13 protein-coding genes are annotated in these 10,880 nt (G+C 49.5%); 4 read left to right on the forward strand and 9 right to left on the reverse strand.

Annotation, left to right across the window (positions count from 1 at the left end; all coding sequences use genetic code 11):
- Nucleotides 1–139: 139 nt before the first annotated feature.
- A complete protein-coding gene (locus ACFSW8_RS15170; RefSeq protein WP_377086858.1) occupies nt 140–880 on the forward strand; it encodes a suppressor of fused domain protein in 741 nt (246 codons plus the stop codon).
- A gap of 10 nt (nt 881–890) precedes the next feature.
- Here ACFSW8_RS15170 and ACFSW8_RS15175 read toward each other — a convergent pair whose 3' ends face one another.
- The 6 genes from ACFSW8_RS15175 to ACFSW8_RS15200 form a co-directional block, all read right to left on the reverse strand.
- Entirely contained in the window at nt 891–1,640 is a 750-nt protein-coding gene (locus ACFSW8_RS15175) for an MBL fold metallo-hydrolase (RefSeq protein WP_377086856.1), read from the reverse strand.
- A 125-nt stretch (nt 1,641–1,765) separates the two neighbouring features.
- Nucleotides 1,766–2,200 carry a hypothetical protein gene (locus ACFSW8_RS15180; RefSeq protein ID WP_377178668.1) on the reverse strand — a complete coding sequence of 145 codons (435 nt, stop codon included), beginning with the start codon at nt 2,198–2,200 and terminating at the stop codon, nt 1,766–1,768.
- Nucleotides 2,201–2,443: 243 nt separating this feature from the next.
- The gene (locus tag ACFSW8_RS15185; protein ID WP_377086851.1) at nt 2,444–2,710 is read right to left on the reverse strand and encodes a hypothetical protein; all 267 of its coding nucleotides are present in this window, start codon (nt 2,708–2,710) and stop codon (nt 2,444–2,446) included.
- Between the two features lie 147 nt (nt 2,711–2,857).
- Nucleotides 2,858–3,007: a hypothetical protein gene (locus tag ACFSW8_RS15190; protein ID WP_377178670.1), complete on the reverse strand. Its 150-nt coding sequence runs from the start codon at nt 3,005–3,007 to the stop codon at nt 2,858–2,860.
- Between the two features lie 127 nt (nt 3,008–3,134).
- Nucleotides 3,135–4,226 (reverse strand): alkene reductase, encoded by a 1,092-nt coding sequence (locus ACFSW8_RS15195; protein ID WP_377178672.1) that lies wholly within the window; start codon nt 4,224–4,226, stop codon nt 3,135–3,137.
- A gap of 100 nt (nt 4,227–4,326) precedes the next feature.
- Nucleotides 4,327–5,499, reverse strand: a complete 1,173-nt coding sequence (locus ACFSW8_RS15200; protein ID WP_377086846.1) for an AraC family transcriptional regulator — start codon at nt 5,497–5,499, stop codon at nt 4,327–4,329.
- 313 nt (nt 5,500–5,812) lie between these two features.
- On the opposite strand from ACFSW8_RS15200, the gene ACFSW8_RS15205 reads away from it, so the two are divergent.
- Both ACFSW8_RS15205 and ACFSW8_RS15210 read left to right on the forward strand, forming a co-directional pair.
- Nucleotides 5,813–6,505, forward strand: a complete 693-nt coding sequence (locus tag ACFSW8_RS15205) for a PEP-CTERM sorting domain-containing protein (protein WP_377086843.1) — start codon at nt 5,813–5,815, stop codon at nt 6,503–6,505.
- A 66-nt stretch (nt 6,506–6,571) separates the two neighbouring features.
- The gene (locus ACFSW8_RS15210; protein WP_377178674.1) at nt 6,572–8,104 is read left to right on the forward strand and encodes a tetratricopeptide repeat-containing sulfotransferase family protein; all 1,533 of its coding nucleotides are present in this window, start codon (nt 6,572–6,574) and stop codon (nt 8,102–8,104) included.
- 86 nt (nt 8,105–8,190) lie between these two features.
- On the opposite strand, the gene ilvE is transcribed toward ACFSW8_RS15210, so the two are convergent.
- A complete protein-coding gene (gene ilvE / locus ACFSW8_RS15215) occupies nt 8,191–9,072 on the reverse strand; it encodes a branched-chain-amino-acid transaminase (protein ID WP_377086841.1) in 882 nt (293 codons plus the stop codon).
- Nucleotides 9,073–9,241: 169 nt separating this feature from the next.
- On the opposite strand from ilvE, the gene ACFSW8_RS15220 reads away from it, so the two are divergent.
- Complete coding sequence (locus tag ACFSW8_RS15220; protein ID WP_377178676.1) at nt 9,242–9,769, forward strand: hypothetical protein; 528 nt, start codon at nt 9,242–9,244, stop codon at nt 9,767–9,769.
- A gap of 6 nt (nt 9,770–9,775) precedes the next feature.
- Here ACFSW8_RS15220 and ACFSW8_RS15225 read toward each other — a convergent pair whose 3' ends face one another.
- Both ACFSW8_RS15225 and ACFSW8_RS15230 read right to left on the reverse strand, forming a co-directional pair.
- Nucleotides 9,776–10,546, reverse strand: a complete 771-nt coding sequence (locus tag ACFSW8_RS15225; protein WP_377091378.1) for an ABC transporter permease — start codon at nt 10,544–10,546, stop codon at nt 9,776–9,778.
- Nucleotides 10,547–10,597: 51 nt separating this feature from the next.
- Entirely contained in the window at nt 10,598–10,825 is a 228-nt protein-coding gene (locus ACFSW8_RS15230) for a hypothetical protein (RefSeq protein WP_377086837.1), read from the reverse strand.
- Between the last annotated feature and the right edge of the window lie 55 nt (nt 10,826–10,880).

Raw genomic sequence — 10,880 nt, forward strand, 5'->3', positions numbered from 1 at the left:
ATCAGGAAGAAAAGTTAGATGAAGAATCATCTCTCGCAATGATGTCTATTGTATCGCTGACATCACCTGGGTAGGGGAGAATCTGCTGGTGTTATTGGGGCTAGCTATGCTTAGTTAGATTCAATTATTATTTATCGTTATGCAACAAGGTGAGAGATCTGAGTCGGGAGCGCCCATTTATCGTTATGAGGAGCGCGAAGTACCCTTTGAGGTAGCAAGTGGTTATGAGCAAACCATTGATAGAGTGAGTGCTCATGTGGAGCAGCACATTGGGGCTGTGGCATCTGTGTACCATGAGATCATTTCTGATTTAGTGCATCTGGATGTGCATATTGTAGCGCCGACTGCTGAGCGTAATTTTTACACATTAGTGACATCAGGGATGAGTGATCTTCCCATGAAGGCACCAGAGGGTTATGAGGACCTAGCTTACTCTGAGCTGATGATTTGTTTGCCTGCTGACTGGAAGTTAGGAGAGGATGACCTCAAGGATGAGGGGAATTATTGGCCCATTCGTTTGCTAAAGCAACTTGCTCGTTTTCCTCATGAATACCAGACTTGGCTATGGGCGATGCATACGGTGCCAAATGGGGATCCAGCGGAAGCTTATGCGCCGAACACTGAGTTTAATGGCGTGATGCTTATGCCTCCGATCTTGGCGTCGGAAGCGTTTTATGAGATGGAGCTCAGTTCTGAGAAGGTCGTGCATTTTCACGCGCTCATTCCGATGTATTCAGATGAGATGGAACAGAAGTTAAAGATGGGAGCTGAATCATTATTTGATGGGTTCGACAAGGTGGGGGTGAGTGAGTTGCTAGATGTTAGTCGACCCAGTGTGGTAAAGAGAAAGAAGGGGTTGTTTGGTTTTTTTAGGCGTTAGTGATGTGTGGCTAAAAGGTGAGAGTTTCTCCATCGCTAGGGATATATAAGTGTTTATCGGATATCGCGGCGGCGGCTGCGGCTTCTCGCAGGGCTTCTCTGGTGACTGGGCAGTGGTCTAGAGACTCGAGGTGGGTCGCAACGACTTTTGCCTCAGGGGCGGCTTTGCAAAGGGTGATGGTTTCTTCTGCATCCATAATAATAGGGGGAGCATCAGGAAAGTGGGCACCACCAGAGTTTGTGACGATGACATCTGGGTGTTTGCTAGAGAGGACTCCTAGGACATCGTCTGTAAGGATGGTGTCGGATGCGAGGTAAAGCGATGGGGAGTTTGCTTTCTTGAGGAAGTATCCAGTGACATGCCCCATACGGGCGAGCCATTCACCTGAACCGTGTTGAGCTGGAGTTGGTGAGATATCGATGCCTTCCCAAGTTATGCCAGAGCCGATGGTGTCGATGTTATGAAACCCTTTGTCTTCTATATTTGGTCTATCCACAGCGTGGCAGATAATGGGGATATGTTTCGGGAGGGCCTCCTGGGCCGATTCATCAAAATGGTCGGGGTGTAGATGTGTGATAAGGACTAGGTCTACTGAGTCGATAATGTCGGCGACTGGATGTGGAAGATCCACGGTTGGGTTTGGTGCAATGCCAGCGAATGCGGGTAGGCTTCCTTTAGGCGCAAAGAAGGGATCGAGTAGAATGGTTTTTCCTGCGTATTTGATCCGCAGTGTGGCGTTACGAATGAGTTGGATGTTCATGGCATTAGAGATGTATCAGTCACTATAATGCCATGCTGACTTTTTTCGAGATAGAAAAAGGAGATGTGATGGATTTTGGTGGGGTGTCTACCGGTATGTGGGTACCGGCAAGAAATGTTGAAGTATTAGAGCGTGTTGTTATCTGGTATTGGTAGCTTCTGCGGTTCAATAATACTACCATCGACAAGCATAGCTACAGGCAATAGCTCCATCTTTCGCTTAGTATCGTGTAAATCAAAAGTAATCAGCCAGTAAAACCCGATATCTTTGCCTGACTTATACTTACGATAATTTAGCTCAATCTCTTCATAGATATAGTCCACATCTCCATATTTCTGTATTATATACGCATCAACTTTCTTAATGAGATTTGACAGATCGAAAGGAGGTGGTGTTCCTTTTTGCCAAGCCTTAAGAGACTTTAATTTCAGCACATCGGCTTTATATTCATAGCCAACTCCACTTCGATCAACGTAGCCTCGAATAGTCCACTCCTCACAGATGCCCGTACTACTCACAAGGCAAAGTATGATACTTAATAACCATTTACTTGTATTCATAACTTTTTGGATTATGAGACAGAGAATTTCTGTAGCTAGCAAAAAAAATCATCGAAAATCTACCCAGTTTTCCAGACGCCCAATCTACACCACCCCCTTCTCACCTAAAATTGGTAAATCAGGACACCCTCTCTCCAGATTTACCAATAAAAACACAGAACAGTATTAGCCAAGTACATACCTAAGTCTGGATTGATAGACAATCCTAACTAAGCACACCGCATCGATTCCCCCAGCGATAGTTCACTCTAACTTCCTCATCGACCATAAACCGCAGCCATCAAGCGCCCCTCGCATTTTACTCGAAAGCGTTTTGCGACTCTCACTTAAGAAGTCGCCTTTGATTCCCTCAATCACTTCATCCACCCACTCGCGACTCCCCAAGACTGCTCCCTCAACGAAGTACCGCGACTGGCAGCGCGCAATCTCAGCGATACTCAACCTGCCCTCGCGCTCCTGTTCTCTCTCCCACTGCGCTTCACTCAACCCTTTGCGCAATTGGTCTGCCATCTCAGCTCTTTCATCATAACTCGCTCCGTCTTCAAAGAGGATAAGGCGATACCTCTGCGCTACGGAGCGCCAATCGTATTTTGTGATATCGTTGGCTCCACTCCAGCCATCTGCGGATGTGTCGCTATCCAGATCAGAAAGTACTCTCTACACCCCATTGCACGCTAGTTGACCACCTGCCACCGCATAACCACACCAACGGTATGCTTTTGGATTCTCAACCATACTCGCCCGCACTGGGTTGAGTTCGATGTAGGCTGCCATCGTACGCGCCGCATTGCCATTCTCTACGAGCACACTTTTATAGCGAGCCCACAAAGTCCCACGCCTTCCATGCGTGTTATTGTACCAGGAAGAAAAAGCCTCACTCCCGAGAGGGGGGCGAGGCTTTTTTGAGGTGAATGAGTCAGGAGTGATTAGAAATCTATTTGAGAGATGGGTAGTCGGTATAGCCGGTGGCATCACCCCCGTAGAAAGTATCTCGGTTGTAGGCATTGAGTGGGGCGGATTTAGCGAGGCGCTCAGGCAGGTCGGGGTTTGCAATGGCATCGCGACCAAAGGCGATGAGGTCGGCTTGTCCTGAGTTAATTAAGGTTTCAGCGCTTTCTTTCGTGTGTCCACCGGCAGAGATGAGTGTGCCGTTGTAGAGTGGACGGAAGTCCTGGGATGAGAGGGGGAGTGAGTATGTGTTAGGGTCGTGATCTTCATACATACGGGGTTCGACGAGATGGAGGTAGGCGAGTTGGTAGTCGTTAAGTTTTTTTATGACATGGGAGAAGAGTTGAGCTCTGTCATCTAGATTGTTAGATTCGATCTCTTTGTAATCAGTGGGTGGGGAGAGTCGGAGTCCGACACGGCCAGGCCAGAGGGGGACAGTGGCATCAAGAACTTCAAAGAGGAAGCGTGCTCGATTTTCTATAGAGCCTCCATATTGGTCTTGGCGAGTGTTGACACCTTGGATGAGGAATTGGTTGATGAGGTAGCCATTGGCGCCGTGAATTTCCACACCATCGAATCCCGCTTCTTTGGCATTTTCAACGGCCTGTTTGAAGGCTTTGATAGTAGTGTGGATCTCATCCTGAGTCATAGCATGGGGTGTGTTAGAGTCCATTTCGTGCCAATCATTTGGGTGCATGACTTTGATATGAGGATTGACTGGAGAGGGGGCTGGTGGGGTCTGGTTGTTTGGTTGGTAGGCGTTGTGTGAGATTCTACCGCAATGCCAGAGTTGGCAAAAGATGCGGCCATTTTTATTGTGGACAGCTTGGGTGACGGTTTTCCAAGCAGCAATTTGTTTGGGGGTGTAGATACCTGGGGTTTGTGGGTAGCCATGGCCTTCTGGCATGACTGGTGTTGCTTCGCTAATGATGAGGCCGAAGCTAGCTCGTTGTCCATAATACTGGGCATTGAGGGGAGTGGGGGCATTTCCATCGCCGGCTCTCAGGCGAGTGAGAGGGGCCATGATGATTCGATTTTTGAGGGTGAGATCGGAGAGTTGGTATGAGTCATTGAGCATTGCCATCGGGTACTAGTAGCGACAAATGAGTTGATGTCAAAAAATGAGCAGAGTCATTACAAATTGGTGTGACAGACAGAGAGAGTTGGGAAGAGATAGATCAGATGTGCCTGTGGGCGTTTTGTTTAAATTGGCTTGGAGGAACGCCTTCTTTTCTAGCAAAGAATCGGCTTAATTCTTCTGGGGTAGCGAAGCCTAATTGGTAGGCAATTTCCTGGATATTGAGAGAAGTCTCTTGGAGGAGGTTCTTGATTTCTTGGTGGCGGATGGAGTCGATTTCTTCTTTTGGGGTGTGGCCGATGCATTGTTTGAATCGAGACCGCAAAGTAGTGTTAGAGACACCAAGTTCTCTACTGAGGTCTTTGACATTGATAGGGCCAGATTTGGCGTATGCTCTGATATGGCTGAGAGCTCTTGAGACGAGTGGGTCTTGGATGGCAATGATGTTAGTGGACTCACGTTCGACAATCCCAGGGGATGGGATAAGTTGGTCAGGTGGTACGGTATTGCCGTTGAGGAGGGCGTGTAAGGCTTTTGCTGCGTGGTATCCGATGAGTTCTCCCGGGTGTTTGACGCTGGAGAGTTGGGGGTGTGCGATGAGACAATAGGGTCTAGAGTCGTTGATGCCAATGAGGGCGAGGTCGTCTGGAACTTTGATGCCGAGTGCTCGTGCTGAACGAAGGACATTCATGGCAACGATATCGTCGCGTGCGAGCACGCCGACTGGGTGGGGGAGCTCACTCAGTGCGGTGGTGAGTTCATGGTGGAGGCGAGTCCACTTTTCGGATTTGAGCATGCTGGAGATCTCCAAGTCAATTTCTATGCATTCGAGTCCATGGTGCTGGAGGGTATCGATAAATCCTGCTGCGCGGAGTTCGGAATAGCGTCTGGCTTTTTCTCCAGCGTATGCGAAGCGTCTGAGTCCCAAGCTCAGGAGGTAGTCAGCAGCGAGACGTCCCATTTGGTAGTTGTCTGGCAAGATGTTAGGAATGCCATCGATTCGTGTTTCGGAGCTGATATTGACGACTGAGATTCCATTTTGTTTCCAGGCGGCGGCTTCGCGGGCGTCACAACGGAAAACAATCAAACCGTCTCCTGACCAGCTGGCGTCGATACGGTTAGGCGGGAGTTCGTTACCTGTATCGATATCGGCATCAATGATCCAGCTGAGTTGGTGTTCACGCAGGAAGTGCACAATGCCATTGATCATTTGGTCATTCTGGGTGGCCCAGCGGGGGCTACGGATACCGATACGGAGTGGTCTTGTGTTCATATTGCGAGATTGGATGGCAAATGTGAGGTATTTGAGGCAGCGTATTTGGGCTGTCAACAGTTTGGTAGATAGAAGGAGGGGTTTGTATGTGGTTGTGGTTTAGGGTTTTGGGTCTTGTTTGGGGTGTGTTTGTGCGAGGGTTTAGGGTGGAAAATGCTATTTCGTTCGTGGATTTTGAGTGGTTGTTTGGCGCTTTTGCAAGGTGATCTTTCAATGATGCCATTCACAGTGGGATGGAATCAAACTTATGTTTAGATACCTGATGCAAGCCAAGGATGGTGGAGATTGGGTATGAAACACGAATCAACTACTTATGAAAAAAAGCAAAAGACCAAGTACAGCTGGCATGATCCTAGCTGGGGGGCTGATGTTCGCAGGAGCAGCGAATGCTGCGACACTCTTTACGGAAGATTTTGAGGGTGATAGTTCAAAATGGCAATCTTCATGGGGGACCTATAACAGCAGTGACAATTTCTCAGGAGATGCACATAGCAGTGTGACTGACGGGCTGACGAAGTACGGAAATTTGATTGGAGGAGCTGGGGCGACGACGAATGCGGCGCCAGTGGTATCTACAACTGTGGTATTAGAAGCAGGAGAGATTGCGGCTGCGGCACTTGGGAATGCGAACTATGATTTCTCTGGATGGTTAGCTTCTTATACAGGCAATGCGGAGGTGACTCAGATCAGTGTAGAATTCTTTTCTGATACGGGTGCGACTAATTCACTGGGGACAGTCTTGTTAGCAGATGGTAATGTCGAGGGAACGAGCACGACTCCTGCTGGGGCATGGAATAACAAGAACTGGTCGAACTACACAGCGAGTGGTCAGTTAGCGACAGGGACACAGAGTTTTCAGATTACCTATGGAACATCAGGAGGTAATGATGCTTATGCCGATAATCTGAGTTTTTCTGTTAGCACATCTGTGGCTGTGCCTGAGCCTAGCTCTACGCTGTTGTTAGGTTTAGGAGGTGTCGCGATGATATTGCGTCGCCGCAGATAGGAAGATGTATTGGGTGTGTCACTTTGCAGCCGATGGCTATGGGGTGGCACAAACCAATCGTATTTGATGGGTGAGTCATATAGTTTTAGAGATGGTAGAGAGCTACAACGTGCACGAGCGTTGTATGCGAGTGGGGACTATGCTGGGAGTTTGAGGGCATTTGAAGAGGTCGCGAGGTTGATGCCGAATAACATTCTAGCATTGGCTGATGCTGCTAGGGCGTTTGGTCAGAGGTATGAGGTGAAGAAGGCACTTCAATGGATCAAGCGGATGTTATTTTTAGGCAAGGGGGACCCAAGGGTGTTGATGCTGGCGGGGCAGAGTTATCGCATGATTCATCGTAAAGCTGAAGCTATGGAGTGTTTAGAGAATGCTGCAGAGCTAGCGGGAGGGGCGGGGGATGTGTATTTAGAACTGGGTGTTTTGTATGAGCAATCTGGCGAGTTAGAGAAGAGTTTGCACGCGTTGGAATGTTACTTACATGGGGGGAGAGGAAGTGCTGAGGCCGCATTGTTACGGGGTCAGGTGTTGTTACGCATGGGGGAGTTTGAATCGTCTGAGAAGATATTCAGAAAACTGATGAGGGAAGAGCAGGGGCCTTTCATGCGGGCTCAAGCCGCTAGTGCCTTGGCAAAGCAGTTAGATGAGAGGGGAGAGTATGCAGAGGCTTTTCAGGTTTTACAGGAGGGGAAAAACCATTGGAAGGGCGTTGATGGTTGGGGGGGGGCACGGGAGCGAGCATCTGAGGAGAGAGACTGCATGCAGAAGTTCATGCGCACTTTAGAAGAGACCGATTGGAGTTACAGTGAGAGGGTAGAGAGCGAGCCTCAGACAGTTATGCTGACTGGGTGTCCACGTTCAGGAACGACATTGATAGAAAAGGTACTTGATGCGCATAGTGGGGTAATAAGCGCTGATGAGCTACTGGTATTTCCCAATCTTATTTTTCCATCCTTACTCGGCAGGGTGCGTGATGAGACTGGTTACTTTGGTATTTCAGATATGGTTGCCTTGTCTTCATCTCAGAAGAGGCGGGCAGTGAAGCAATACCGCAGGGCTATGGAGGAAGGGATGGGGCAGAAGGTTGGTAAGCGCACAATGATAGATAAGAATCCATCTCTTACGGGAATGCTGCCGGTGCTCTTTGAGTTATGTCCTAATCAGAAGGTTTTGTATGCGCTGCGTGACCCGCGCGATGTGGTGCTTAGTTGTTATTTCCAGTGGTTGCCGCTGAACTCGGTGAGTGTGCAATTTAGTTCATTGGAAGCGACTGCTCGGTGGGTGGCAGAAGAGCTTGAGAGGTGGATATTCGTTAGAGAGCGGCTTGCACCTGAGCTGTGGATGGAGACACGTTACGAGAGTACGGTGGAGGATTATCGAGCGGAGTCAGCCAGGATTTTCAACTGGCTCGGTGTCGATGGAAGCGAAGTGGATTACCGGGAGCACGCGCAGGAGCGTGGTTTTAACTCTCCTAGCTATGCTGCAGTCCAGCAAGCGATCTATCAAAAGTCGCTTGATCGCTGGAAGTGCTACAAGGAGGCATTGGGGCCAGTGATGGGCATACTTGAGCCAAGCATGGATCAATTGGGATACCGGTAATGCTGAAAAAAAATCGGCCACGGGGAGGTGTGAGATCCCGATGGCCGATGGAGAAAAGGAGACTTAGTTTAAGAATGTGCCTTCGTTTAGGTACAAGGTGTGCCTTCACTATTGGCGAGTTCGCGGAAGTCGGTGATGAGTTTTTTGCTGATTGGGCCAGGTTTGCCGTCGCCGATTTCGCGTTGGTCGTATTTCACGACGGGGATGACTTCAGCAGCTGTACCGGTAAGGAAGATTTCATCGGCGGTGTAGAGGTCATAGCGGGTCATGGATTTTTCACGCAATTCGAGTTGGGCTTTTTCGCACAGCTCAAAGATAACTTGGCGCGTGATCCCGTCGAGCGATCCATCGGATACAGGAGGGGTGAAGAGCTTACCATTTTTGATGACGAAGATGTTGTCCCCTGTGCACTCAGCTACATATCCTTGTTCATTGAGCATGATGCCTTCCATCACGCCCGCCTGGATGCACTCAATTTTCGCCATGACATTGTTGAGGTAGTTGAGTGATTTTACCTGTGGGCTCAGCGAGGCAGGAGTTGGGCGGCGGGTTGCGCATGTGATGAGCTCGAGGCCATTGAGGTAATTCTCCTCGGGATAGAGCTGGATGGCAGCTGCGATGATGAACATGGAGGGTTTCGGGCAGAGGTAAGGGTTCAGCCCAAGGCCGCCTTCTCCGCGGGTGATGACGAGGCGAATGTAGCCATCTGTGAGGCCATTGGCCTTGATGGTATCAACGGTGGCTTGGCAAATTTCTTCGAGGCTCCATGGGAGTTCAAGGTGGATTGCTTTCGCAGAGAGGATGAGTCGTTCGATGTGTTCTTCGAGGCGGAAGACGCGGCCGCTGTAGAATCGGATGCCTTCGAAAATGCCGTCGCCGTAGAGGAGGCCGTGGTCGAAAACAGAAAGTTTAGCCTCATCTTTGTTAACGATGTTGCCATCGAGCCAGATTTGTTGTGTGTCGCTCATGGTAGGTGTTGTATAGAAATTTTTTGTGAAGGTAGTGATTTGTGTAGCGAATGCAACTCACGATTCTGAGATTATTGGGCGATTTTTGGGCTGGGCATGTGAGGGAAACGGGAAACTTTGGGTAGAATTATCTCTTTTCAGTGAAGAAATATGATTTAGGGTATGAGAAATGGATATTGTGCTAGAAGTTCTATCAGCTCCCTTCACCTGGGGGCTGCTTATTGGCTTAGGATTGGTGATTTTTGTATGGCGTTCAGCGGGGAAGGATAAGAAGTTTCTGAAGACTGAGCTGGAGCGAGTGAAAGAGGAGAACTCTGAGTTACAAGGGCACTTGAATACTCAGTTGAAGATTAATGCCAAAGGCAACGAGCTGCTGCAGAATCAGCTCGATGATCTCAAGGAGCAGAATGAGACACTGCGGGTCAATTTAAGTGCGATTCAGCAAAAGCCTGGAAAAGTGGAGCAACGCCGTCTTGAGGTGATGGAAACCGCTGTGAGTGTGATGCGAGAGCAGGCACCAGGGTTTGCTCCGGCATGGGAGAAAGCAATGCGGGAGGCGGAAGATGAATATGTTGCTGCGGAGGGTGGCTTGAAGAAATTGATGCGCAAAGTGGTGCCAGGTTTTCGTTCGACTCCCGACACGGGCACTAAGCAAATCGAGGGGGGGGACACGGGTGTGGTTTCTGACAAATCGTAGGGGGAGTCAGATTTTAAGTTGATGTGCTTGGGTAAAGAACTGGCGGTAAGTAAGGAAGGTGGCGCAGATGGATGCGAAGGCAGTGGCGCCGACGAGCATGAACATGACGATGAGCTGAAGTTGTACGGCTTCGATGGGCGGGCTGCCAGCTAGGATCATACCGGTCATGGCGCCAGGCAATGCGATGAGGCCCACGGTTTTTGTACTATCAATCATGGGAGTCATGCCAGTGCTGAGTGCGGTGCGCAGGGTGGTTTGTGCGGCGGTACGGCTGGGGGCACCCAGCGCGAGGGCTGTTTCGATTTGGTCTTTGGATTGGCGGAGGTCATCTCTGAGGCGCATCATCGAGAGGCTGGTAGAGGTCATGGCATTGCCTATGATCATGCCTGCAATCGGAATAAGGCTTCTGGGGGTGGGCTCGAAAACATTCAGTAGGAGCAATGTGCCGAGAGTCAGTACAAGGCTTATGCTGATAGAGTAGAATGCGATTCGGCGCGCATGCGGGATTTTAGCGGCGCGTTTTCCAGAGGTGAGTGCCGCAACACTGAGCATGATGGTGATGATGATGGCTATCCACCAGGGATTCGAGCTGTCGAAGATTAGTTGGAGGGCGTAACCGATAGCGATGAGCTGGACGAAGGCACGTACGACTGCCACTGTCATACTGGCCTCCAAGTTAATTTTCTGCCAATAGGAGATGGCAATAGCAAGTGCTACAAGGCTCAGAGCTCCGAGGATTCCAGTGATTTGGCTGAGTGGTTCAAGAGTAGCTATCATTGTAGTCAAGTTGCTGGGCTCGGTGGATGGCTTAAGCTAAATGGGATATAGTTAGATTTCGTTGTTGGGACGAGCCTCCATTGAGGTGAGTTGTCCTTTTGCGAATTGTTCGGTCCAGTGGTGGTGTTCTCCTGATAGGAGGTGTTGGGGAGTTCCTTTTTCGATAATTTTACCATCGAGCATGAGGGCGCTGAAGTCAGCGATGCGCTCGACTTGGCCGATAGAATGGGAGACTAGGATGATAGTGAGTTCGGATTTCAAGTCTGTGAGGAATGGCACGGACTTAAGCGGTTTTTCGGTGTTTTAAAGTAGTCAGGAAAAGTCGGATAGGCTT

The sequence above is a fragment of the Rubritalea tangerina genome (assembly GCF_042683245.1).
GTDB classification, from domain to species: domain Bacteria; phylum Verrucomicrobiota; class Verrucomicrobiia; order Verrucomicrobiales; family Akkermansiaceae; genus Rubritalea; species Rubritalea tangerina.

Coding starts and splice junctions, on each gene's coding strand:
- ACFSW8_RS15170 (WP_377086858.1), top strand. CDS start 140: ATGCAACAAGGTGAGAGATCTGAGTCGGGAGCGCCCATTTATCGTTAT.
- ACFSW8_RS15175 (WP_377086856.1), bottom strand. CDS start 1,640: ATGAACATCCAACTCATTCGTAACGCCACACTGCGGATCAAATACGCA.
- ACFSW8_RS15180 (WP_377178668.1), bottom strand. CDS start 2,200: ATGAATACAAGTAAATGGTTATTAAGTATCATACTTTGCCTTGTGAGT.
- ACFSW8_RS15185 (WP_377086851.1), bottom strand. CDS start 2,710: ATGGCAGACCAATTGCGCAAAGGGTTGAGTGAAGCGCAGTGGGAGAGA.
- ACFSW8_RS15195 (WP_377178672.1), bottom strand. CDS start 4,226: ATGCTCAATGACTCATACCAACTCTCCGATCTCACCCTCAAAAATCGA.
- ACFSW8_RS15200 (WP_377086846.1), bottom strand. CDS start 5,499: ATGAACACAAGACCACTCCGTATCGGTATCCGTAGCCCCCGCTGGGCC.
- ACFSW8_RS15205 (WP_377086843.1), top strand. CDS start 5,813: ATGAAAAAAAGCAAAAGACCAAGTACAGCTGGCATGATCCTAGCTGGG.
- ACFSW8_RS15210 (WP_377178674.1), top strand. CDS start 6,572: ATGGGTGAGTCATATAGTTTTAGAGATGGTAGAGAGCTACAACGTGCA.
- ilvE (WP_377086841.1), bottom strand. CDS start 9,072: ATGAGCGACACACAACAAATCTGGCTCGATGGCAACATCGTTAACAAA.
- ACFSW8_RS15220 (WP_377178676.1), top strand. CDS start 9,242: ATGGATATTGTGCTAGAAGTTCTATCAGCTCCCTTCACCTGGGGGCTG.
- ACFSW8_RS15225 (WP_377091378.1), bottom strand. CDS start 10,546: ATGATAGCTACTCTTGAACCACTCAGCCAAATCACTGGAATCCTCGGA.